Consider the following 24,038-nt stretch of genomic DNA (forward strand, 5'->3'; position numbering starts at 1 on the left):
TATGTCGTTGGCAAAAGCGTCCTTGTGGACGGCGGCCAGTACACTGGTCAAGATTGGTGCCGGGTTACTGGTCGGTAAGTTGCTGGCGGTGTCATTTGGTCCGGCGGGGCTTGGGCTGGCGGCAAATTTCCGCCAGTTGATTACCGTGCTCGGCGTGCTTGCCGGGGCTGGCATCTTTAACGGTGTAACCAAATACGTTGCCCAGTACCATGATAATCCGCAACAGCTGCGCCGCGTGGTCGGCACTTCATCAGCGATGGTACTTGGTTTCTCTACGCTGATGGCGCTGGTTTTTGTGCTGGCAGCTGCGCCAATCAGCCAGGGATTGTTTGGTAATACCGACTATCAGGGGCTGGTGCGTTTAGTGGCGCTGGTGCAAATGGGGATCGCCTGGGGCAACCTGTTACTGGCGCTGATGAAAGGCTTTCGCGATGCCGCAGGTAATGCGTTATCGCTGATTGTCGGCAGCTTGATTGGCGTTCTCGCGTACTACGTCAGTTACCGTTTGGGCGGTTATGAAGGGGCGTTGCTGGGTCTGGCGCTGATTCCCGCGCTGGTGGTAATTCCTGCCGCCATCATGTTGATCAAACGTGGTGTCATCCCGTTACGCTATCTGAAACCCAGCTGGGATAACGGTCTGGCAGGGCAGTTGAGCAAATTTACGCTCATGGCGTTGATTACGTCGGTGACCTTGCCTGTTGCTTACATCATGATGCGTAAACTGCTGGCGGCGCAGTATAGCTGGGATGAAGTGGGGATCTGGCAAGGGGTGAGCAGTATTTCCGATGCCTACCTGCAATTCATTACGGCATCGTTCAGCGTATATTTGCTGCCCACGTTGTCGCGGCTAACGGAAAAGCGCGATATCACCCGGGAAGTGGTTAAATCGCTAAAATTCGTCTTACCGGCAGTGGCGGCGGCGAGTTTTACCGTCTGGTTGCTGCGTGATTTTGCTATCTGGTTGCTGTTGTCGAATAAATTTACCGCTATGCGCGATCTCTTTGCCTGGCAGTTAGTGGGTGATGTGTTAAAAGTGGGCGCTTATGTCTTTGGTTATCTGGTGATCGCCAAAGCGTCACTGCGGTTTTATATTCTGGCGGAAGTCAGCCAGTTCACTTTATTGATGGTATTTGCCCACTGGCTAATCCCTGCGCATGGTGCACTGGGCGCGGCGCAGGCATATATGGCAACTTATATCGTCTATTTTTCTCTTTGTTGTGGCGTGTTTTTACTCTGGCGTAGGCGGGCATGACTGTACTGATTCACGTACTGGGATCGGATATCCCTCACCATAACCGAACCGTTTTGCGGTTTTTCAATGACGCGCTGGCCGCGACGAGCGAGCACGCGCGCGAGTTTATGGTTGTTGGCAAGGACGACGGCTTAAGTGATAGCTGTCCGGCGCTTTCTGTGCAATTTTTCCCTGGGAAAAAATCGCTGGCGGAAGCGGTCATCGCGAAAGCAAAAGCTAACCGTCAGCAGCGATTTTTTTTCCACGGTCAGTTCAATCCCACACTGTGGCTGGCTCTGCTGAGTGGTGGCATTAAGCCCGGCCAGTTTTTCTGGCATATCTGGGGGGCAGACCTGTATGAGCTTTCCAGTGGCTTGAGATATAAGCTTTTTTACCCGCTACGTCGCCTGGCGCAAAAGCGAGTCGGCTGTGTATTTGCCACCCGCGGTGATTTGAGCTTTTTTGCCAAAACGCATCCAAAGGTGCGGGGCGAACTGCTGTACTTCCCGACGCGGATGGACCCTTCTCTCAATACGATGGCGAACGATCGGCAACGTGAAGGGAAAATGACCATTCTGGTGGGGAACTCCGGTGACCGCAGCAATGACCATATTGCTGCCTTGCGCGCCGTTCATCAGCAATTTGGCGATACGGTAAAAGTGGTGGTGCCGATGGGATATCCGCCTAATAACGAAGCGTACATTGAGGAAGTTCGTCAGGCGGGGCTGGAGTTATTCAGCGAAGAAAATCTGCAAATTTTGAGCGAAAAACTGGAATTTGACGCCTATCTGGCGCTACTTCGTCAGTGCGATCTTGGTTACTTTATTTTTGCCCGCCAGCAGGGCATTGGTACGCTTTGCTTACTGATTCAGGCGGGCATTCCTTGTGTGCTTAACCGGGAAAATCCGTTCTGGCAGGATATGACGGAACAGCATTTGCCGGTGCTGTTTACTACCGACGATCTCAACGAGGATATTGTGCGTGAAGCGCAGCGCCAGTTGGCGTCGGTGGATAAAAACACCATTGCCTTCTTTAGCCCTAACTATCTACAAGGCTGGCAGCGGGCGTTGGCGATTGCCGCCGGGGAGGTCGCATGAGTCTGCTGCAATTCAGTGGCCTGTTTGTGGTCTGGCTGCTCTGCACGCTGTTTATTGCCACGCTGACTTGGTTTGAGTTTCGCCGTGTGCGCTTTAACTTCAATGTCTTCTTTTCATTGCTGTTTTTGCTCACCTTTTTCTTCGGCTTCCCGCTGACCAGCGTGCTGGTATTTCGCTTTGATGTTGGTGTCGCGCCGCCAGAAATCTTGTTGCAGGCGTTGCTTTCTGCGGGCTGCTTCTACGCGGTTTACTATGTCACCTACAAAACCCGCCTACGCAAACGCGTTGCTGATGTACCGCGCCGTCCGCTGTTTACCATGAACCGCGTGGAGACCAATCTTACGTGGGTGATCCTGATGGGCATCGCGCTGGTAAGCGTCGGCATCTTCTTCATGCACAACGGCTTTTTGCTGTTCCGGCTTAACTCCTACAGTCAGATCTTCTCCAGTGAAGTCTCCGGCGTGGCGTTAAAACGCTTCTTTTACTTTTTCATCCCGGCGATGCTGGTGGTCTACTTTCTGCGCCAGGATAGCAAAGCGTGGCTGTTTTTCCTCGTCAGCACGGTCGCCTTTGGCTTGCTGACTTATATGATTGTCGGCGGCACTCGCGCCAATATCATCATCGCATTCGCTATCTTCCTGTTTATTGGCATTATTCGCGGCTGGATTTCGTTGTGGATGCTGGCGGCGGCGGGCGTGCTGGGGATTGTGGGCATGTTCTGGCTGGCGCTAAAACGCTATGGAATGAATGTGAGCGGCGATGAAGCGTTCTATACGTTTCTCTATCTCACTCGCGACACCTTCTCGCCGTGGGAGAATCTGGCGTTGCTGTTGCAGAACTACGACAACATCGACTTCCAGGGCCTGGCTCCAATTGTCCGCGATTTCTATGTCTTTATCCCTTCCTGGCTGTGGCCGGGTCGCCCGAGTATGGTGCTGAACTCAGCCAACTACTTTACCAGGGAAGTGCTGAATAACCACTCCGGACTGGCGATCTCGCCTACGCTTATAGGCTCACTGGTGGTGATGGGCGGCGCGTTGTTCATCCCGCTCGGGGCGATCGTGGTTGGTCTGATCATCAAATGGTTCGACTGGCTGTATGAGCTGGGCAACCGCGAGCCTAATCGCTATAAGGCTGCGATATTGCACAGTTTCTGCTTTGGGGCGATCTTCAATATGATCGTGCTGGCACGTGAAGGGCTGGATTCGTTTGTCTCACGCGTAGTCTTTTTTATCGTGGTCTTCGGCGCATGTCTGATGATCGCAAAACTGTTGTACTGGCTTTTTGAAAGCGCCGGACTCATTCATAAACGTACAAAATCATCGCTCCGGACGCAGGTTGAAGGATAACAATGAATAACAACACCACGGCACCGACCTATACGCTGCGTGGCTTACAGTTGATTGGTTGGCGTGATATGCAGCACGCCCTCGATTATCTGTTTGCTGACGGGCAGCTTAAGCAGGGAACGCTGGTTGCCATTAATGCTGAAAAAATGCTGACCATTGAAGATAACGCCGAGGTCAGGGAGTTAATTAACGCTGCCGAATTTAAATATGCGGATGGCATCAGCGTTGTACGTTCAGTACGTAAAAAGTACCCGCAGGCGCAGGTTTCCCGCGTTGCCGGTGCCGATCTCTGGGAAGAGCTGATGGCGCGCGCAGGCAAAGAAGGGACGCCGGTATTTCTTGTGGGCGGTAAACCTGAAGTGCTGGCGCAAACTGAAGCTAAACTGCGCAACCAGTGGAATGTGAATATCGTTGGCAGTCAGGATGGTTATTTTAAACCCGAGCAGCGTCAGGCGCTGTTTGAACGCATTCATGCCAGCGGAGCGCAAATCGTCACCGTTGCGATGGGATCGCCAAAGCAGGAGATCTTCATGCGCGACTGCCGTCTGGTGCATCCAGATGCGCTGTATATGGGCGTTGGCGGGACTTACGATGTTTTCACCGGTCACGTAAAACGCGCACCGAAAATCTGGCAAACGCTGGGACTGGAGTGGCTCTACCGCCTGCTTTCGCAGCCGAGCCGCATTAAGCGTCAGCTTCGTTTGCTGCGTTATTTACGCTGGCACTACACCGGCAACCTCTGATTTTCCTCTCTTTGTAAAGCGACGGAGTGGTCACTCCGTCGCCTGTCTGCTTTTTTATTACACAAAGCATTCAAATTTTTAATGCTTTATTTGCCATTTCTCCTGAATTACGAAAACATTCGCAACACTCGATGTACCCATAACGATAACCGGTAACACCGGAAAGCATGCAAACACAACACGAGGATTTATGGCAGATAACAAACCAGAGCTACAGCGTGGGCTGGAAGCTCGACATATCGAACTCATCGCCCTGGGGGGCACCATTGGCGTCGGCCTGTTTATGGGGGCCGCCAGTACCTTGAAATGGGCCGGGCCATCCGTATTGTTGGCCTATATCATCGCCGGGCTATTCGTCTTTTTCATCATGCGTTCAATGGGCGAAATGTTGTTCCTCGAACCGGTTACCGGTTCGTTCGCCGTTTATGCGCATCGTTATATGAGCCCGTTCTTTGGTTATCTCACCGCCTGGTCTTATTGGTTTATGTGGATGGCGGTGGGGATCTCAGAAATCACCGCCATTGGCGTTTATGTCCAGTTCTGGTTCCCGGAGATGGCGCAGTGGATACCCGCATTGATCGCAGTGGCGCTGGTGGCGTTGGCGAATCTGGCGGCGGTGCGGTTGTACGGCGAAATCGAGTTCTGGTTCGCGATGATCAAAGTCACCACGATTATCGTGATGATTGTCATTGGCCTGGGCGTGATTTTCTTTGGCTTTGGCAATGGCGGGCAGTCGATTGGTTTTAGCAATCTCACAGAGCATGGCGGTTTCTTTGCGGGTGGCTGGAAAGGGTTCCTGACCGCGCTGTGTATTGTGGTGGCGTCCTACCAGGGCGTGGAGCTGATTGGCATTACTGCCGGTGAAGCGAAGAATCCGCAGGTGACGTTGCGCAGTGCCGTAGGCAAAGTGCTGTGGCGGATCCTGATTTTCTACGTAGGCGCGATTTTCGTTATCGTCACCATCTTCCCGTGGAATGAAAGTGGCAGCAACGGCAGCCCGTTCGTACTGACTTTTGCCAAAATCGGTATTACCGCAGCGGCGGGCATTATCAACTTTGTGGTGCTGACGGCTGCGCTCTCTGGCTGTAACAGCGGCATGTACAGTTGCGGACGTATGCTCTACGCACTGGCGAAAAACCGTCAGTTACCGGCGGCGATGGCGAAAGTTTCCCGTCACGGCGTACCAGTTGCGGGTGTGGCAGTATCTATTGCTATTCTGCTAATTGGCTCATGCCTGAACTACATCATTCCCAATCCGCAGCGTGTGTTTGTCTACGTCTACAGTGCCAGCGTGCTTCCGGGGATGGTGCCATGGTTTGTGATATTGATAAGCCAGCTGCGTTTTCGGCGTGCACATAAAGCGGCGATTGCCAGCCATCCGTTCCGCTCAATCCTGTTCCCGTGGGCCAACTACGTAACAATGGCATTCCTGATTTGCGTTTTGATCGGCATGTACTTTAATGAAGATACGCGTATGTCGCTGTTTGTTGGCATCATCTTTATGCTGGCGGTGACGGCGATTTATAAAGTTTTTGGCCTTAATCGCCACGGGAAAGCGCATAAACTGGAGGAATAAGCAGCAAAACGCACAAACCGTAACCAAACGCGCAATTTATTTAAAAAGGGACTAGACAGAGGGGTGGGAAGTCCGTATTATCCACCCCCGCAACGGCGCTAAGCGCCCGTAGCTCAGCTGGATAGAGCGCTGCCCTCCGGAGGCAGAGGTCTCAGGTTCGAATCCTGTCGGGCGCGCCATTTAGTCCCGGCGCTTGAGCTGCGGTGGTAGTAATACCGCGTAACAAGATTTGTAGTGGTGGCTATAGCTCAGTTGGTAGAGCCCTGGATTGTGATTCCAGTTGTCGTGGGTTCGAATCCCATTAGCCACCCCATTATTAGAAGTTGTGACAATGCGAAGGTGGCGGAATTGGTAGACGCGCTAGCTTCAGGTGTTAGTGTCCTTACGGACGTGGGGGTTCAAGTCCCCCCCCTCGCACCACGACGTTAAAGAATTGAACTAAAAATTTAAAAAGCAGTATTTCGGCGAGTAGCGCAGCTTGGTAGCGCAACTGGTTTGGGACCAGTGGGTCGGAGGTTCGAATCCTCTCTCGCCGACCAATCTTGAACCCCGCTTCGGCGGGGTTTTTTGTTTTCTGTGCATTTCGTCACCCTCCCTTCGCAATAAACGCCCGTAATAACTCATTGCCCCACGGTATGATTTCGCCCTTAACGTATTGAAGGATGACTTCAGGCAAGGAGTGACCATGCTGCAACAGGTTCCAACGCGTGCTTTTCATGTGATGGCGAAACCGAGTGGTTCCGATTGTAATCTGAACTGTGACTACTGTTTTTATCTCGAAAAACAATCCCTTTACCGCGAAAAGCCAGTCACGCATATGGACGATGACATGCTGGAAGCGTATGTCCGTCACTATATCGCTGCCAGCGAACCGCAAAACGAAGTGGCTTTTACCTGGCAGGGCGGCGAACCAACGTTACTCGGGCTGGATTTTTACCGCCGTGCCGTAAAGTTACAGGCGAAATACGGTGCTGGCAGGAAGATAAGTAACAGCTTCCAGACTAACGGCGTGCTGCTCGATGATAAATGGTGTGCATTTCTGGCAGAAAATCATTTTCTTGTTGGGTTATCGCTGGACGGTCCGGCTGAGATCCACAATCAATATCGCGTGACCAAAGGTGGCAGACCAACGCATAAGCTGGTGATGCGTGCCCTGACGCTGCTGCAAAAACATCATGTCGACTATAACGTGCTGGTCTGCGTCAACCGCACCAGCGCGCAGCAACCGTTGCAGGTTTATGATTTTTTGTGCGATGCGGGAGTCGAATTCATCCAGTTTATTCCGGTGGTCGAGCGCCTGGCTGATGAAACAGCTGCCAGCGATGGACTGAAACTACATGCGCCTGGTGATATTCAGGGGGAACTGACGGAATGGTCTGTGCGCCCCGATGAATTTGGTGAATTTCTGGTGGCGATTTTTGACCACTGGATCAAACGCGACGTCGGCAAGATTTTCGTGATGAATATCGAATGGGCGTTTGCCAATTTTGTCGGTGCGCCGGGTGCGGTTTGCCATCATCAGCCAACCTGTGGGCGCTCGGTGATTGTTGAGCACAACGGCGACGTTTACGCCTGCGATCACTATGTTTATCCGCAATATCGGCTGGGGAATATGCATCAGCAAACAATTGCAGAAATGATCGATTCCCCGCAACAGCAGGTGTTTGGTGAAGATAAATTTAAGCAATTACCGGCGCAGTGTCGCAGTTGTAACGTGTTAAAAGCGTGCTGGGGAGGCTGCCCGAAACACCGCTTCATGCTCGATGCCAGCGGCAAACCGGGGCTGAATTATTTGTGTGCCGGGTATCAGCGTTATTTCCGCCATCTACCGCCATATCTTAAAGCAATGGCTGATTTGCTGGCGCACGGTCGCCCGGCCAGTGACATTATGCAGGCACATTTGCTGGTGGTGAATAAGTAAAATAGCGGCCATTTTGTGGCGCCTGCGGTTGATTGCCGGATGCGGCGTAAACGCCTTATCCGGCCTACATGATCGTGCAAATTCAATAAATTGCAGCGTTCTGTGGATACTGGTTTGGGTGATCGTATCCGGCAAAGCCTTTGCGTGCGGTGGCAGTTGACGGGGTATCTGCTGCGCTGGCCATGAGAGGAAGAGCGGCGGCGACAGCAACAACAAGAAGTTTGGGTGAAAACGAAAATTCCATGCAAAATGCTCCGGTTTCATGTCATCAAAATGATGACGTAATTAAGCATTGATAATTGAGATCCCTCTCCCTGACAGGATGATTACATAAATAATAGTGACAAAAATAAATTATTTATTTATCCAGAAAATGAATTGGAAAATCAGGAGAGCGTTTTCAATCCTACCTCTGGCGCAGTTGATATGTAAGGCAGGTTTATTATATCGCGTTGATTATTGATGCTTTTTTTTAGTTTTAACGGCAATTAATATATGTGTTATTAATTGAATGAATTTTATCATTCATAATAAGTATGTGTAGGATCAAGCTCAGGTTAAATATTCACTCAGGAAGTTATTACTCAGGAAGCAAAGAGGATTACAGAATTATCTCATAACAAGTGTTAAGGGATGTTATTTCCCGATTCTCTGTGGCATAATAAACGAGTAGATGCTCATTCCATCTCTTATGTTCGCCTTAGTGCCTCATAAACTCCGGAATGACGCAGAGCCGTTTACGGTGCTTATCGTCCACTGACAGATGTCGCTTATGCCTCATCAGACACCATGGACACAACGTTGAGTGAAGCACCCACTTGTTGTCATACAGACCTGTTTTAACGCCTGCTCCGTAATAAGAGCAGCGTTTTTTTATGCATCAGAAAGGTCCCGGAGGTGCTTGCCTCCGGGTGAGAAGGAACTACTGTGGTGGGTTGTTCTGCAACGTTAACATCAAACCGTCGCGACGCATCGCTGCAGCTTCTTCCGGCTTGTGCAGTCTGTCCAGCGCGTCGGCAAGCCATGCGTAATCGTAGGCGTCCGGACGTTGTTTCAGCGCTGCGCGGAAGGCGAGCGATGCTTCCTGCCATTCTCCGTGCTTCATCAGTGACTGGCCCAGTGTGCTCCACAACAGCGGGCGATCGCCGACGTTTTTGATCTGCTGGCGCAGCACTTTTTCCAGCTGTTCCGGATTGTTGGTTTTCAGTCGAGGAATCGGCAGCAGTAGGCGATCGTCGTACTGGCGTTTCAGGCCATCGATGATAATTTGCTGGGCAGTATCATGATCGTCACATTCAATAAGATGTTCCGCCATTGCCACCTGCAACGCTACTTGATGACGCGTTTTCCGGCTTTGGTTTTTCCACCAGTTACGCAAACCTTCACTACCGTTATCGGCACGCGCCTGATCCATCAGGCCAATCCATGCCTGTTGTTCCAGCATTGCACGATGTTCTTCATCACCAACATGGGCTTTCGCCATTGATGGGATGATATCCAGCAGAGAACTCCATGCACCTGTGCGGATATACGCCTGTTCCGCCAGACGTAATACTTCCGGATGGCGTGGCGTAACTTCCAGCAGCTTATCCACGCCGTGGCGTGCAGCATGGTTTTCATTACGGGCCAGTTGCAGACGTACACGGGTGATTTCTACCGGAATGGTGTCATTGCCGGCCAGCTCCGCTGCGCGTTCCAGATGTTGGTTGGCGCGCGCTTCATCACCACGTTGTTGCGCGGCTTCGGCAGCCAGTAGATAGTTCACCACCGGTTGTTCAGCGTGATCGGCATTTTTCGCCATCAGCTTTTCAACTTGCTGATAATCGCCTTCCGCCAGTTTCAGCAGCGCCTGTTCGGTCTGCTTACGTGCACGGCGACGCTTACGCCCGACAAACCACCCACGGGTGTGCGCGCCAGTGCGGAAGATCCGCCGCAGTAGCCACTCAATGGCAAACAGCACTACCATCGCCAGAATCAATATGATCGCCAGGCCCGTGACGCTGGTTTCGATATTGTAGTTGTCGGTCTGGATCAGCACATAACCCTGATGACCGGCAATCATCGGGCCAACCACTATCCCCGCAATCAGCAAAACAAAGAGTAATAACACTTTTAGCATGGTTATTCTCCTTGCGGCGCGGCTGCCGGAGTATCACCTTGCGGTGCAGGTGCAGGTGCAGGTGCAGGTGCAGGTGCAGGTTTAGCTTCCGTTGTCCCTGCTGCCGGTTGTGCCAGCAGGTTACGCACGCGAGTCTGCATCAGTTTTTCCAGCATCGCCTGGCTTTGCAGGGTTTTCGGAAGATCCATCGAGATATTTTGCTGGCTTAACTGGTCCACCTCGTCGAGGAACGCTTTGGTGGTGGCATCATCAGTATCGTAGTAAGCACGTACCCAGGTGGAGACGTTCTCCAGCGCCTGGCGATAAGTCTCTTCCTGGTGACGCGGTACAGCTTGTGCTGCGACCAGCAGGCGAGAGCGAATATTTTCGCGCAGATAGATATCCTGATTTGGCGCTAACAGCGGTACGGCGGTGTCATCACGACGGCGAATCGTAATGAAGTTGTCCATAAAGTTCTGCCAGCTTTTTTGCAGATTGATACGCCATTCGCTGATGGAACTGGAAAGCTCTTCACCGTCGGAATCCATCGGCGAACCATCGCTGTCATTATCGGCCAGACGCAGGTTATCTACCTGATTTGAAAGCTGATTAAGCTTAAGGATGATGCCGTCATAATCCACCTGCGAAACTGCAGAAAGGCTGGCGATATCATCGGTAATTGCCCGACGAACGGTAATCAGACTCGGGTCATTCATATCCGCCAGGCTGGCATCTGCACTTTTCAGCAACGCTGCAGCGGTCGTGACGTCCTGATCGCTCCACAGCTTCCGTCCGGCGAGTTTCACCAGAAAATCGGCCTGAGCCAGCAGCCAGGTTTTAGCATCGCTGCCGGAAATGGTGGCGACCTTTTGTTGGACTTCATCCAACTGTTTTGCCAGCGTTTCTTGCTGACGATTCGCCTGCTTAAGCTGTGCAGCTTGTTGCTTAATAATGCCTTCCAGCTCGGCTTTTTGGCTCTCCTGGGCTTTTTGCAATGCCGTCAGTTGGTTAGCCAGGGCATCGCTGGTGGCGGTCTGATTGACGGCCTGTTGTTTACCCCAGCCATACAAACCGACGCCCGCCGCCAGAGCAATAGCGATAGCCACCGCGCTGAGAATCAATGCGGTATTGTTCTTACTCTTTTTTTCTGTTGCGACAGGTTGTGACGTGGTGTCCACGGCCTCCCTGGTCTCTTCAACCACGGCGGAGGTTTTTTCTTGTTCCGTCATTATGGCTTCCTGTTATGAGAGTTATTGTAATGCCCGTAAAAGCGCATCGTTGTCAGCGTTATCGGCGACCTTAATGTCTTGCCAGCCCAGTTCCCGGGCGAGTTTCGCCAAACGCTCACTGACGACCAATAGTCGACAGCGTAGTAACCAGTGCTCACGATACCATTGTGGGATCAGCGACCAGAGTTGCTGCAACATTTCACCGCTGGTAACAACGACCATCGTCACCTCGCGGGATTGCCAGCGCATCGCTTCTTCTGCACCATCGTAATGGATTGCGCATCGTTGATAACATTCACAAAAAGTGACCTCAGCACCGCGCGCTGTCAGGGTATCCCCAATTAGCTCACGACCGCCATTGCCACGTAATATCAGCGTACGTTTGCCCGCAATATTTTGTAATTCAGGTAATTGTAGCAAGACTTCGCTGATTTCCCGATCCTGTGGGTAGAGAATCTTCTGTCCGCTTACGGTATGTAGCGCCAGTGCGGTGGTGCGTCCAATGGCGAAATAATCAGGTAGTCGGGGCCATTTACGATCTTGCTGATGCAGCTGTGATTGGGCAAAAGCAACCGCGTGTTGCGAGAGGGCAAACAACAGATCGCTCTCCCCCAGCGCCGCCAGTTGATCAGCAAGTTGCGGTAATTGTCGACCCGGAGAAAACTCAATCAGCGGAAAATGCCAGGCCACCTGCCCCAGTGTGCGCAGACGGCTCACTAACTCTTCTCCAGCGGGAGACGGGCGGGTGACCAGGATACTCATGCCGGGGCGTCTCCGTTATAGACTTCAGCGAGGATCTCGCGCGCGCCGTTATTCAGTAGCTCTTCTGCCAGCGAAATCCCCATTTGTTCGGCATCTTGCGGCGCACCGCGGCGTTCACCGCGAATAATCTGCGAACCGTCCGGCGCGCCGACCAGCGCGCGCAGCCAGATTTCACCATCAATAAGCTCGGCGTAGCTACCAATTGGCACCTGACATCCGCCTTCGAGACGGGTATTCATGGCGCGTTCTGCGGTAACGCGCAGTGCAGTTTCGTGGTGATTCAGCGCGGCAAGCAGCTCGCGAGTGCGTGCATCACCAAGGCGGCATTCAATACCGACCGCACCTTGTCCTACCGCTGGAAGAGAAATCTCGGGTGGTAACGCGGCGCGAATGCGGGACTCCAGACCTAAACGTTTTAGTCCGGCTACGGCAAGAATGATGGCATCGTATTCGCCGTTATCTAGTTTGCTCAGGCGAGTGCCGACGTTGCCGCGCAGGGAGCGGATAATCAGATCCGGGCGGCGTTCAGCCAGTTGACACTGGCGACGTAAACTGGACGTCCCGACGATACTGCCTGCTGGTAACGCATCCAGACTGTCATAGTTATTGGACACAAAGGCATCGCGAGGATCTTCACGCTCACAAATAGTGACCAGTCCCAGACCTTGCGGGAATTCAACCGGCACATCTTTCATTGAATGTACGGCGATATCGGCGCGATTTTCGAGGAGCGCGACTTCCAGCTCTTTTACAAATAAGCCTTTTCCGCCTACTTTCGCCAGCGGCGTATCAAGAATCACATCGCCGCGCGTCACCATCGGTACCAGTTCAACGACCAGGCCCGGATGGCTCGCCATCAACTTGTCTTTGACATAGTGTGCCTGCCAGAGTGCAAGTGGGCTTTGGCGTGTGGCAATTCTTAAAACATTGTCTAACATGCTTGTTACCGTCATTATCATCCGTGGTCCATCCTAACATCCTTGCCAGAGTGATGTCAGTGTTGTGGTGAAACGTAGACGCCTGCGCAAACCGTAAAATGAGGTCTGGCAGTGGATCCTGACAGGCGTTTCACGCCGTCGTAATAAGGAATTTACAGAGAATAAACGGTGCTACACTTGTATGTAGCGCATCTTTCTTTACGGTCAATCAGCAAGGTGTTAAATTGATCACGTTTTAGACCATTTTTTCGTCGTGAAACTAAAAAAACCAGGCGCGAAAAGTGGTAACGGTTACCTTTGACATACGAAATATCCCGAATGCCGCGTGTTACCGTTGATGTTGGCGGAATCACAGTCATGACGGGTAGCAAATCAGGCGATACGTCTTGTACCTCTATATTGAGACTCTGAAACAGAGACTGGATGCCATAAATCAATTGCGTGTGGATCGCGCGCTTGCTGCTATGGGGCCTGCATTCCAACAGGTCTACAGTCTACTGCCGACATTGTTGCACTATCACCATCCGCTAATGCCGGGTTACCTTGATGGTAACGTTCCCAAAGGCATTTGCCTTTACACGCCTGATGAAACTCAACGCCACTACCTGAACGAGCTTGAACTGTATCGTGGAATGTCAGTACAGGATCCACCGAAAGGTGAGCTTCCAATTACTGGTGTATACACCATGGGCAGCACCTCGTCCGTAGGGCAAAGTTGTTCCTCTGACCTGGATATCTGGGTCTGTCATCAATCCTGGCTCGATAGCGAAGAGCGCCAGTTACTACAACGTAAATGTAGTCTGCTGGAAAGCTGGGCCGCCTCGCTGGGTGTGGAAGTCAGCTTCTTCCTGATTGATGAAAACCGCTTCCGTCATAATGAAAGCGGCAGCCTGGGGGGCGAAGATTGTGGCTCCACCCAGCATATACTGCTGCTTGACGAATTTTATCGTACCGCCGTGCGTCTCGCCGGTAAGCGTATTCTGTGGAATATGGTGCCGTGCGACGAAGAAGAGCATTACGACGACTATGTGATGACGCTTTACGCGCAGGGCGTGCTGACGCCAAATGAATGGCTGGATCTCGGTGGCTTAAGCTCGCTTTCTGCTGAAGAGTACTTTGGTGCCAGCCTTTGGCAGCTCTACAAGAGTATCGATTCCCCATACAAAGCGGTACTGAAAACACTGCTGCTGGAAGCCTATTCCTGGGAATACCCGAACCCACGTCTGCTGGCGAAAGATATCAAACAGCGTTTGCACGACGGTGAGATTGTATCGTTTGGTCTCGATCCATACTGCATGATGCTGGAGCGTGTTACTGAATACCTGACGGCGATTGAAGATTTTACCCGTCTGGATTTAGTACGTCGCTGCTTCTATTTAAAAGTGTGCGAAAAGCTCAGCCGTGAACGCGCCTGCGTAGGCTGGCGTCGCGCAGTGTTGAGCCAGTTAGTGAGCGAGTGGGGTTGGGACGAAGCTCGTCTGGCAATGCTCGATAACCGCGCTAACTGGAAGATTGATCAGGTGCGTGAGGCGCACAACGAGTTGCTCGACGCGATGATGCAGAGCTACCGTAATCTGATCCGCTTTGCGCGTCGCAATAACCTTAGCGTCTCCGCCAGTCCGCAGGATATCGGCGTGCTGACGCGTAAGCTGTATGCCGCGTTTGAAGCATTACCAGGTAAAGTGACGCTGGTAAACCCGCAGATTTCACCCGATCTCTCGGAACCGAATCTGACCTTTATTTATGTGCCGCCGGGCCGTGCTAACCGTTCAGGTTGGTATCTGTATAACCGCGCGCCAAATATTGAGTCGATCATCAGCCATCAGCCGCTGGAATATAACCGTTACCTGAACAAACTGGTGGCGTGGGCATGGTTTAACGGCCTGCTGACCTCGCGCACCCGTTTGTATATTAAAGGTAACGGCATTGTCGATTTGCCTAAGTTGCAGGAGATGGTCGCCGACGTGTCGCACCATTTCCCGCTGCGCTTACCTGCACCGACACCGAAGGCGCTCTACAGCCCGTGTGAGATCCGCCATATGGCGATTATCGTTAACCTGGAATATGACCCGACAGCGGCGTTCCGCAATCAGGTGGTGCATTTTGATTTCCGTAAGCTGGATGTCTTCAGCTTTGGCGAGAATCAAAATTGCTGGTAGGTAGCGTTGACCTGCTGTACCGCAACTCGTGGAACGAAGTGCGTACGCTGCACTTCAACGGCGAGCAATCGATGATCGAAGCCCTGAAAACTATTCTCGGCAAAATGCATCAGGACGCCGCACCGCCAGATAGCGTGGAAGTCTTCTGTTATAGCCAGCATCTGCGCGGGTTAATCCGTACTCGCGTGCAGCAACTGGTTTCTGAGTGTATTGAACTGCGCCTTTCCAGCACCCGCCAGGAAACCGGGCGTTTCAAGGCGCTGCGCGTTTCTGGTCAAACCTGGGGCTTGTTCTTCGAACGCCTGAATGTATCGGTACAGAAGCTGGAGAACGCCATCGAGTTTTATGGCGCTATTTCGCATAACAAACTGCACGGCCTGTCAGTGCAGGTTGAAACCAATCACGTCAAATTACCGGCGGTGGTGGACGGCTTTGCTAGTGAAGGGATCATCCAGTTCTTCTTCGAAGAAACGCAAGACGAGAATGGCTTTAATATCTACATTCTTGACGAAAGCAACCGGGTTGAGGTGTATCACCACTGCGAAGGCAGCAAAGAGGAACTGGTGCGTGACGTCAGTCGCTTCTACTCGTCATCGCACGACCGCTTCACCTACGGCTCAAGCTTCATCAACTTCAACCTGCCGCAGTTCTATCAGATTGTGAAGGTTGATGGTCGTGAACAGGTGATTCCGTTCCGCACAAAATCTATCGGTAACATGCCGCCTGCCAATCAGGATCACGATACGCCGCTATTACAGCAATATTTTTCGTGATGAACGTGCCGGAAAGCGAGGCTTATCCGGCATGCAATCTTAGCGGAAACTGACTGTTTCACCCGCCTGCTGCGTCGCCGCCTGTTCCAGCAAATCCCAGAAGGTTTCGCCGCTGCGATCGCAAATCCACTCATCGCCTTTCAGATCAAAATGGTAGCCGCCTTGTTTGGTTGCCAGCCATACCTGGTGCAGCGGTTCCTGGCGGTTGATAATGATTTTGCTGCCGTTTTCAAAGGTAATGGTCAGCACGCCGCCGTTGATTTCGCAGTCGATATCGCTGTCGCCATCCCAGTCGTCCAGATGCTCTTCAATGGTCAGCCACAGTTGATCAGCCAGGCGATGAAATTCACTGTCGTTCATTGTTGTATCCTGTTTTTAAGTGATGGCGGCAGTATAGCGGCATGGGGTCAGGGCTTCAAAGTTTGCACCTCTGCTGCTGCGTTCCGGCATGATTCATCCGTCACCGGAATAATGATGTCTCTGTGTGGCGAAAGATTTGTCTCTTCATTAGGGCGCAGTTACACCACGCCTTTCCCTGTTTCTGGTAAACATTATGATCAGGTTTACCGAGCGAGCATCCTCACGCTGACGGAACTAAAAAAGCCAACAAACAAACCACATTGCGATAGTGCATAAAGCCATCCTGGCGCGAGGTGCCGATCACGAAACTGCCAGCAGAACATAAATCCTCACGAGTAAGCGTTATACTCGCAGCATTTCCTCACTTTTCAGACTTCATAAAGAGTCGCTAAACGCTTGCTTTTACGCCTTCTCCTGCGATGATAGAAAGCAGAAAGCGATGAACTTTACAGGCAATCCATAATGAAAAACGTGTTTAAGGTACTCACTGTATTACTTACTCTCTTCAGCCTGACGGGCTGCGGTCTGAAAGGTCCGCTCTATTTCCCGCCTGCAGATAAAAATGCACCGCCGCCGACCAAACCGGTAGAGACGCAAACGCAATCCACGGTGCCGGATAAAAACGATCGCGCCACTGGCGATGGTCCATCCCAGGTGAATTACTAAAAGTCAGTTTCTGTACCCGCGTGATTGGAGTAAATGATGCAGTTCTCGAAAATGCATGGCCTTGGCAACGATTTTATGGTCGTCGACGCGGTAACGCAGAATGTCTTTTTTTCACCGGAGCTGATTCGTCGGCTGGCGGATCGGCACCTGGGGGTAGGGTTTGACCAGCTGCTGGTGGTTGAGCCGCCGTATGATCCTGAACTGGATTTTCACTATCGCATTTTCAATGCTGATGGCAGTGAAGTGGCGCAGTGCGGCAACGGTGCGCGCTGCTTTGCCCGTTTTGTGCGCCTGAAAGGGCTGACCAATAAGCGCGATATCCGCGTCAGCACCGCCAACGGGCGGATGGTTCTGACCGTCACCGATGATGATCTGGTCCGCGTAAATATGGGCGAACCCAACTTCGAACCTTCCGCTGTGCCGTTTCGCGCTAACAAAGCGGAAAAGACCTATATTATGCGCGCCGCCGAGCAGACAATCTTATGCGGCGTGGTGTCGATGGGAAATCCGCATTGCGTGATTCAGGTCGATGATGTCGATACCGCGGCGGTAGAAACGCTTGGTCCTGTTCTGGAAAGCCACGAGCGTTTTCCGGAGCGCGCCAATATCGGTTTTATGCAAGTGGTTAAGCGCGAGCATATTCGTTTACGCGTTTATGAGCGTGGGGCAGGAGAAACCCAGGCCTGCGGCAGCGGCGCGTGTGCGGCGGTTGCAGTAGGGATTCAGCAAGGTTTGCTGGCCGAAGAAGTACGCGTGGAACTCCCCGGCGGTCGTCTTGATATCGCCTGGAAAGGTCCGGGTCACCCGTTATATATGACTGGCCCGGCGGTACATGTCTACGACGGATTTATTCATCTATGAAGCAACCAGGGGAAGAACTGCAGGAAACACTCACGGAGCTTGATGACCGGGCGGTTGTCGATTATCTGATTAAAAATCCTGAGTTTTTTATCCGTAATGCGCGCGCAGTAGAAGCGATACGTGTGCCGCATCCGGTACGCGGCACCGTTTCGTTGGTCGAGTGGCACATGGCCCGCGCACGTAATCATATTCATGTTCTGGAAGAGAACATGGCGCTGTTGATGGAACAGGCTATCGCCAACGAAGGCCTGTTTTATCGCCTACTCTACCTGCAGCGCAGTCTCACCGCCGCCAGCAGTCTCGACGATATGCTGATGCGCTTTCACCGCTGGGCGCGCGATCTCGGCCTGGCAGGTGCGAGTCTGCGCCTGTTTCCGGATCGCTGGCGCTTAGGTGCGCCGTCGAACCACACTCATCTGGCATTAAGCCGTCAGTCTTTCGAACCGCTGCGTATTCAGCGTTTGGGGCAGGAACAGCACTATCTTGGGCCGCTTAACGGACCAGAGCTGCTGGTGGTGCTACCGGAAGCGAAAGCGGTGGGATCGGTGGCGATGTCGATGCTGGGAAGCGATGCTGATTTGGGTGTCGTGCTGTTTACCAGTCGCGATGCCAGTCACTATCAACAAGGGCAAGGAACGCAGTTACTTCATGAAATTGCGCTGATGTTGCCGGAGCTTCTGGAGCGTTGGATTGAACGCGTATGACCGATTTACACACCGATGTAGAACGCTACCTACGTTATCTGAGCGTGGAGCGCCAGCTTAGCCCGATAACCCTGCTTAACTACCAGCGTCAGCTTGAGGCGATCATCAATTTTGCCAGCGAAAACGGCCTGCAAAGCTGGCAGCAATGTGATGTGACGATGGTGCGCAGTTTTGCTGTACGCAGTCGCCGTAAAGGGCTGGGAGCAGCAAGTCTGGCGTTACGGCTTTCTGCGCTACGTAGCTTTTTTGACTGGCTGGTCAGCCAGAACGAACTCAAAGCTAACCCGGCGAAAGGTGTTTCGGCACCGAAAGCGCCGCGTCATCTGCCGAAAAATATCGACGTCGACGATATGAATCGGCTGCTGGATATTGATATCAACGATCCCCTCGCTGTACGCGACCGTGCAATGCTGGAAGTGATGTACGGCGCTGGTCTGCGTCTTTCCGAGCTGGTGGGGCTGGATATCAAACACCTCGACCTGGAGTCTGGTGAAGTGTGGGTAATGGGGAAAGGCAGCAAAGAGCGCCGCCTGCCGATTGGTCGCAACGCTGTGGCGTGGATTGAGCACTGGCTTGATTTGCGCGACCTGTTTGGTAGCGAAGACGACGCGCTTTTTCTGTCGAAACTGGGCAAGCGTATCTCCGCGCGTAATGTGCAGAAACGCTTTGCCGAATGGGGCATAAAACAAGGGCTGAATAATCACGTTCACCCACATAAATTACGTCACTCGTTCGCTACGCATATGCTGGAGTCGAGCGGCGATCTTCGTGGTGTGCAGGAGCTACTGGGTCATGCCAACCTCTCCACCACGCAAATCTATACTCATCTTGATTTTCAACACCTTGCCTCGGTGTACGATGCGGCGCATCCACGCGCCAAACGGGGGAAATAATGCGTTTTTACCGGCCTTTGGGGCGCATCTCGGCGCTCACCTTTGACCTGGATGATACCCTTTACGATAACCGTCCGGTGATTTTGCGCACCGAGCGAGAGGCGCTTACCTTTGTGCAAAATTATCATCCGGCGCTGCGCAGCTTCCAGAATGAAGATCTGCAACGCCTGCGCCAGGCGGTACGGGAAGCGGAACCCGAGATTTATCACGACGTGACGCGCTGGCGTTTTCGTTCGATTGAACAAGCGATGCTCGACGCCGGGCTGAGTGCCGAAGAAGCCAGTGCAGGCGCACACGCAGCAATGATCAACTTTGCCAAATGGCGCAGCCGAATCGACGTCCCGCAGCAAACTCACGACACCTTAAAACAGCTGTCGAAGAAATGGCCGCTGGTGGCGATCACCAACGGTAACGCCCAGCCGGAACTGTTTGGTTTGGGGGATTATTTTGAGTTTGTGCTGCGCGCTGGCCCGCACGGGCGCTCAAAACCGTTCAGCGATATGTACTTTCTGGCTGCGGAAAAACTCAACGTGCCGATCGGCGAGATCTTACATGTTGGGGACGATCTCACCACTGACGTGGGTGGGGCAATTCGCAGCGGAATGCAGGCCTGTTGGATCAGACCGGAAAATGGCGATCTGATGCAAACCTGGGACAGCCGTTTACTGCCGCATCTGGAAATTTCCCGGTTGGCATCTCTGACCTCGCTGATATAATCAGCAAATCTGTATATATACCCAGCTTTTTGGCGGAGGGCGTTGCGCTTCTCCGCCCAACCTATTTTTACGCGGCGGTGCCAATGGACGTTTCTTACCTGCTCGACAGCCTTAATGACAAACAGCGCGAAGCGGTGGCCGCGCCACGCAGCAACCTTCTGGTGCTGGCGGGCGCGGGCAGTGGTAAGACGCGCGTACTGGTGCATCGTATCGCCTGGCTGATGAGCGTGGAAAACTGCTCGCCATACTCGATTATGGCGGTGACGTTTACCAACAAAGCGGCGGCGGAGATGCGTCATCGTATCGGGCAGCTAATGGGCACTAGCCAGGGCGGCATGTGGGTCGACACCTTCCACGGGCTGGCGCACCGTCTGCTGCGTGCGCACCATATGGACGCCAATCTGCCGCAGGATTTTCAGATCCTCGACAGCGAGGACCAGCTACGCCTGCTCAAACGCCTAATCAAGGCGATGAACCTCGACGAGAAGCAGTGGCCGCCGCGCCAGGCAATGTGGTACATCAACAGCCAGAAAGATGAAGGCCTGCGTCCACATCATATTCAAAGCTACGGTAATCCGGTGGAGCAGACCTGGCAGAAGGTGTATCAGGCGTATCAGGAAGCGTGTGACCGCGCGGGCCTGGTGGACTTCGCCGAGCTGCTGCTGCGCGCTCACGAGTTGTGGCTTAACAAGCCGCATATCCTGCAACACTACCGCGAACGTTTTACCAATATCCTGGTGGACGAATTCCAGGATACCAACAACATTCAGTACGCGTGGATCCGCCTGCTGGCGGGCGACACCGGCAAAGTGATGATCGTCGGTGATGACGACCAGTCAATCTACGGCTGGCGCGGGGCGCAGGTGGAGAATATTCAGCGTTTCCTTAATGATTTCCCCGGTGCCGAAACTATTCGTCTGGAGCAAAACTACCGCTCTACCAGCAATATTCTGAGCGCCGCTAACGCCCTGATTGAAAACAATAACGGGCGTCTGGGTAAAAAACTGTGGACCGATGGCGCGGACGGTGAGCCTATTTCCCTCTATTGCGCTTTTAACGAACTCGATGAAGCGCGTTTTGTGGTTAACCGCATCAAAACCTGGCAGGACAACGGAGGGGCGCTTGCCGAGTGCGCCATTCTCTACCGCAGTAACGCCCAGTCGCGTGTGCTGGAAGAAGCACTGTTGCAGGCGAGTATGCCGTACCGTATTTACGGCGGGATGCGCTTCTTCGAACGCCAGGAAATCAAAGATGCGCTCTCGTATCTGCGCCTGATTGCCAACCGTAACGACGACGCGGCCTTTGAGCGTGTGGTGAATACGCCAACGCGGGGTATTGGTGACCGGACGCTGGACGTGGTACGTCAGACATCGCGCGATCGCCAGTTAACACTCTGGCAGGCATGTCGTGAACTGTTGCAGGAAAAAGCCCTCGCCGGACGTGCTGCCAGCGCCTTACAGCGGTTTATGGAACTGATCGACGCCTTAGCGCAGGAAACTGCCGATATGCCGCTGCATGTACAGACTGACCGGGTAATTAAAGACTCCGGCCTGCGTACCATGTACGAGCAGGAGAAGGGCGAAAAAGGTCAGACGCGTATCGAAAACTTAGAGGAACTGGTGACGGCAACGCGCCAGTTCAGCTACAACGAAGAAGACGAAGATTTAATGCCGCTGCAGGCGTTCCTATCCCATGCGGCGCTGGAAGCAGGCGAAGGGCAGGCGGATACCTGGCAGGATGCGGTACAACTGATGACCATGCACTCGGCGAAAGGTCTGGAGTTCCCGCAGGTGTTTATCGTCGGTATGGAAGAGGGCATGTTCCCAAGCCAGATGTCGCTGGATGAAGGCGGGCGTCTGGAAGAAGAACGCCGTCTGGCCTACGTTGGCGTAACCCGCGCGATGCAGAAACTGACGCTGACCTACGCGGAAACTCGCCGTCTGTATGGCAAAGAGGTTTACCATCGCCCGTCGCGCTTTATTGGCGAGCTGCCGGAAGAGTGTGTGGAAGAGGTGCGCCTGCGCGCCACGGTAAGCCGCCCGGTCAGCCATCAGCGGATGGGTACGCCGATGGTCGAGAACGACAGCGGCTACAAGCTCGGCCAGCGTGTACGCCACGCTAAGTTTGGTGAAGGCACCATCGTCAATATGGAAGGCAGCGGTGAACATAGCCGTTTGCAGGTGGCATTCCAGGGCCAGGGTATTAAATGGCTGGTGGCGGCTTATGCCCGGTTGGAGACGGTGTGACGTTGCGGGATGCGGTGCGCCACACCGCATTCCGCATCAGCACCTTACTTAGCGCACTTCTTCACATCAATATTCCAGTCAGCACCAGACGCAACCTGATGTTTCTGCGCGAAATTATCCATATTCAGCGCCACGGAAACATTCAATAAGCTGTTCAGATACACCATCGGCTGGCCTTCCGGCACATCGCCGAAGCTTGCGACATACGGCATTTTCCCTGCGTATTTTTGCTGGGAACCTTCGGAAATGGTCACACACAACGTGTCGTTGAGTTTGATTTCTGCCTGATTCAGCAACTCGTCGCTGATATTGCTCCAGACGTTGCCGTACTGAATATCGAGAATCGGGATATTGCCCTTCACTTCACCTTTTGTTGCTTTTGCTTTCTGATAAGAAAGTTCGACAACTTTTGCTGGAAGCTCTGGCCCCACCTGTTCGAACGTAATCGCCCCGGAAGCCAGACGTGCACCGGTGTAGGCATACACGTCACGACCGTGGAAGGTATATGACTTTTCAGAACCTTTCAGGCGGTTAGCTTTTTCGTCGATTTCCCGGACGCTATCAATACCCAGAGTTTGTGCCACCAAAGTGAGCGTACCGTTATCTGGTGAAACGAAGTATTGACCGTTTTTGGTTTTCAGCACTACCGATTTACGGTCAGTGCCTACGCCCGGATCGACCACGCTAACAAACACCGAACCTTGCGGCCAGTAACTGGCAGTCTGATACAGGCGATAAGCGCCTTCCCAGATGTTATACGGTGGAATTTCGTGTGTTAAATCAAAGATTTTAAGATTATGGTCAACGCCGAATGCGACCCCTTTCATCGCCGAGACGGCACCATCTTTCAGGCTAAAATCAGTTTGTAAAATCAAAGCGTTATCCGCATAGGCGGATGATGATCCCAGACACGTTAATAAAAATAACGTTGCGAGCGTTTTTTTCATTTTTGTTTCCCTTCATTTATCTGATGATTTTCCAGCTGTGTAGCCAGTCCCAGTTTGTCTGGCCTCCTCGAGTGTACAATGCTTAACCTTTCCGCTCGACGGAAATCATGGTGACAAAAGGATAGCGTTGCCACGGGATTGCCCCGCCTTTCATATACATATGTGAAATTGTGCCATCAAGATAAAGCAACTGCTCAACGTTCAGTTTCGCTTTGGCATAACAGGCAAAATCATAAAAATTTGTCGCCTGCTGGCTCAACAAAAACACGGCGTTCCCTTGTTTATTAATCCCTACACCGTTACGAATTTTACGCGAGGCAACATTCGGGTGAATGCGTGGATTAATTACGCCGTTTTCTAATAACATTGGCCCTGACTGCACCGAAAACTGAATCTCTTTACTGGTTTTAAAGGCATCCAGACGAATGATGCCGACTTTATCTCCCGCGACATAAAACACGCCGCCAGGACGGATAAAGAAATACCCTTCACCTGAAGCGAGATTTAACGCCACCTTCTGCTGTAATGCCAGTCAGTTAAGCAACTGACTGGCTCTTTTTCGGGGCTGTGGGGTATTTCCAGGGCCTCTCCTTTACCACTCTCGGGAAGGCCCTTCCCCTTCTCGTCGGTAATTTCACAAGTTGTCCCATACTTGCAAGATCGCGCATCAGCTCCGGTATACGTCCCGGTGAAGCGCCCTGCAATGTCATCAGCATTCTCATCACCATTCCGCATGATTCTGAGAAACTCAGTTGATTCGGCCAGTAAC

Annotated in this window: 18 protein-coding genes, 4 tRNA genes and 5 pseudogenes; 17 read left to right on the plus strand and 10 right to left on the minus strand. The window is 52.7% G+C overall.

Annotated elements, in window-relative coordinates; translation table 11 throughout:
- The first annotated feature begins 1 nt into the window (after position 1).
- From wzxE to BGK49_RS05730, 10 genes are all read left to right on the plus strand, one after another.
- On the plus strand, positions 2-1,252 hold the full coding sequence (wzxE, locus tag BGK49_RS05685) for a lipid III flippase WzxE (RefSeq protein WP_069375702.1): 1,251 nt from the start codon (positions 2-4) through the stop codon (positions 1,250-1,252).
- Positions 1,249-2,328, plus strand: a complete 1,080-nt coding sequence (gene rffT, locus BGK49_RS05690) for a TDP-N-acetylfucosamine:lipid II N-acetylfucosaminyltransferase (protein WP_000217230.1) — start codon at positions 1,249-1,251, stop codon at positions 2,326-2,328. The genes wzxE and rffT overlap by 4 nt, the downstream gene beginning before the upstream one ends.
- Positions 2,325-3,677 (plus strand): ECA oligosaccharide polymerase, encoded by a 1,353-nt coding sequence (gene wzyE, locus BGK49_RS05695; protein WP_000055128.1) that lies wholly within the window; start codon positions 2,325-2,327, stop codon positions 3,675-3,677. The genes rffT and wzyE overlap by 4 nt, the downstream gene beginning before the upstream one ends.
- A gap of 2 nt (positions 3,678-3,679) precedes the next feature.
- Positions 3,680-4,420 carry a lipopolysaccharide N-acetylmannosaminouronosyltransferase gene (gene wecG, locus BGK49_RS05700; protein ID WP_001064038.1) on the plus strand — a complete coding sequence of 247 codons (741 nt, stop codon included), beginning with the start codon at positions 3,680-3,682 and terminating at the stop codon, positions 4,418-4,420.
- Positions 4,421-4,610: 190 nt separating this feature from the next.
- Complete coding sequence (gene thrP, locus BGK49_RS05705) at positions 4,611-5,996, plus strand: bifunctional threonine/serine APC transporter ThrP (RefSeq protein WP_000774742.1); 1,386 nt, start codon at positions 4,611-4,613, stop codon at positions 5,994-5,996.
- 102 nt (positions 5,997-6,098) lie between these two features.
- Positions 6,099-6,175: transfer RNA gene (locus BGK49_RS05710), tRNA-Arg, on the plus strand.
- Between the two features lie 58 nt (positions 6,176-6,233).
- Positions 6,234-6,309, plus strand: a tRNA-His gene (locus BGK49_RS05715).
- Positions 6,310-6,329: 20 nt separating this feature from the next.
- Positions 6,330-6,416 (plus strand) — tRNA-Leu (locus tag BGK49_RS05720).
- Positions 6,417-6,458: 42 nt separating this feature from the next.
- A tRNA-Pro gene (locus tag BGK49_RS05725) sits at positions 6,459-6,535 on the plus strand.
- A gap of 146 nt (positions 6,536-6,681) precedes the next feature.
- A complete protein-coding gene (locus BGK49_RS05730; protein WP_000941507.1) occupies positions 6,682-7,917 on the plus strand; it encodes an anaerobic sulfatase maturase in 1,236 nt (411 codons plus the stop codon).
- Between the two features lie 106 nt (positions 7,918-8,023).
- On the opposite strand, the pseudogene BGK49_RS30330 reads toward BGK49_RS05730, so the two are convergent.
- The 5 genes and pseudogenes from BGK49_RS30330 to hemC form a co-directional block, all read right to left on the minus strand.
- Positions 8,024-8,161, minus strand: a pseudogene (locus tag BGK49_RS30330) (arylsulfatase); the annotation flags it as partial.
- 678 nt (positions 8,162-8,839) lie between these two features.
- On the minus strand, positions 8,840-10,036 hold the full coding sequence (gene hemY / locus BGK49_RS05740) for a protoheme IX biogenesis protein HemY (RefSeq protein ID WP_000921791.1): 1,197 nt from the start codon (positions 10,034-10,036) through the stop codon (positions 8,840-8,842).
- Between the two features lie 2 nt (positions 10,037-10,038).
- The gene (gene hemX / locus BGK49_RS05745) at positions 10,039-11,244 is read right to left on the minus strand and encodes a uroporphyrinogen-III C-methyltransferase (RefSeq protein ID WP_069375703.1); all 1,206 of its coding nucleotides are present in this window, start codon (positions 11,242-11,244) and stop codon (positions 10,039-10,041) included.
- A 21-nt stretch (positions 11,245-11,265) separates the two neighbouring features.
- Positions 11,266-12,006 carry a uroporphyrinogen-III synthase gene (hemD, locus tag BGK49_RS05750; protein ID WP_000026068.1) on the minus strand — a complete coding sequence of 247 codons (741 nt, stop codon included), beginning with the start codon at positions 12,004-12,006 and terminating at the stop codon, positions 11,266-11,268.
- Positions 12,003-12,944, minus strand: a complete 942-nt coding sequence (gene hemC / locus BGK49_RS05755; RefSeq protein WP_032335851.1) for a hydroxymethylbilane synthase — start codon at positions 12,942-12,944, stop codon at positions 12,003-12,005. The genes hemD and hemC overlap by 4 nt, the downstream gene beginning before the upstream one ends.
- Before the next feature lie 443 nt (positions 12,945-13,387).
- Between hemC and cyaA the strand changes: the two are divergent.
- Positions 13,388-15,876 (plus strand): annotated as a pseudogene (cyaA, locus tag BGK49_RS05760) (class I adenylate cyclase).
- Positions 15,877-15,915: 39 nt separating this feature from the next.
- Here cyaA and cyaY read toward each other — a convergent pair.
- Positions 15,916-16,236 carry an iron donor protein CyaY gene (cyaY, locus tag BGK49_RS05765; RefSeq protein ID WP_000999936.1) on the minus strand — a complete coding sequence of 107 codons (321 nt, stop codon included), beginning with the start codon at positions 16,234-16,236 and terminating at the stop codon, positions 15,916-15,918.
- A 128-nt stretch (positions 16,237-16,364) separates the two neighbouring features.
- A pseudogene (locus BGK49_RS31500) lies at positions 16,365-16,540 on the minus strand (DKNYY family protein); the annotation flags it as partial.
- A 158-nt stretch (positions 16,541-16,698) separates the two neighbouring features.
- Here BGK49_RS31500 and lptM point away from each other — a divergent pair.
- The 6 genes from lptM (at position 16,699) to uvrD (ending at position 22,322) form a co-directional block, all read left to right on the plus strand.
- Positions 16,699-16,902: an LPS translocon maturation chaperone LptM gene (lptM, locus tag BGK49_RS05770; protein WP_000799905.1), complete on the plus strand. Its 204-nt coding sequence runs from the start codon at positions 16,699-16,701 to the stop codon at positions 16,900-16,902.
- A 36-nt stretch (positions 16,903-16,938) separates the two neighbouring features.
- Positions 16,939-17,763: a diaminopimelate epimerase gene (gene dapF, locus BGK49_RS05775; RefSeq protein WP_001160654.1), complete on the plus strand. Its 825-nt coding sequence runs from the start codon at positions 16,939-16,941 to the stop codon at positions 17,761-17,763.
- Positions 17,760-18,467 (plus strand): DUF484 domain-containing protein, encoded by a 708-nt coding sequence (locus tag BGK49_RS05780; RefSeq protein ID WP_000812796.1) that lies wholly within the window; start codon positions 17,760-17,762, stop codon positions 18,465-18,467. The genes dapF and BGK49_RS05780 overlap by 4 nt, the downstream gene beginning before the upstream one ends.
- Positions 18,464-19,360 carry a tyrosine recombinase XerC gene (gene xerC, locus BGK49_RS05785; protein ID WP_000130700.1) on the plus strand — a complete coding sequence of 299 codons (897 nt, stop codon included), beginning with the start codon at positions 18,464-18,466 and terminating at the stop codon, positions 19,358-19,360. The genes BGK49_RS05780 and xerC overlap by 4 nt, the downstream gene beginning before the upstream one ends.
- The gene (gene yigB, locus BGK49_RS05790) at positions 19,360-20,076 is read left to right on the plus strand and encodes a 5-amino-6-(5-phospho-D-ribitylamino)uracil phosphatase YigB (protein ID WP_001213587.1); all 717 of its coding nucleotides are present in this window, start codon (positions 19,360-19,362) and stop codon (positions 20,074-20,076) included. The genes xerC and yigB overlap by 1 nt, the downstream gene beginning before the upstream one ends.
- Positions 20,077-20,159: 83 nt before the next feature.
- A complete protein-coding gene (gene uvrD / locus BGK49_RS05795) occupies positions 20,160-22,322 on the plus strand; it encodes a DNA helicase II (protein WP_000383386.1) in 2,163 nt (720 codons plus the stop codon).
- Between the two features lie 44 nt (positions 22,323-22,366).
- On the opposite strand, the gene BGK49_RS05800 is transcribed toward uvrD, so the two are convergent.
- From BGK49_RS05800 to BGK49_RS05810, 3 genes and pseudogenes are all read right to left on the minus strand, one after another.
- On the minus strand, positions 22,367-23,269 hold the full coding sequence (locus BGK49_RS05800; RefSeq protein WP_000751624.1) for an SAM hydrolase/SAM-dependent halogenase family protein: 903 nt from the start codon (positions 23,267-23,269) through the stop codon (positions 22,367-22,369).
- 82 nt (positions 23,270-23,351) lie between these two features.
- Positions 23,352-23,792: pseudogene (locus tag BGK49_RS05805) on the minus strand (phosphodiester glycosidase family protein); the annotation flags it as partial.
- Positions 23,793-23,805: 13 nt separating this feature from the next.
- A pseudogene (locus BGK49_RS05810) lies at positions 23,806-24,038 on the minus strand (IS4 family transposase); the annotation flags it as partial.

Source organism: Shigella sp. FC1544 (assembly GCF_001722145.1).
GTDB lineage: Bacteria > Pseudomonadota > Gammaproteobacteria > Enterobacterales > Enterobacteriaceae > Escherichia > Escherichia coli.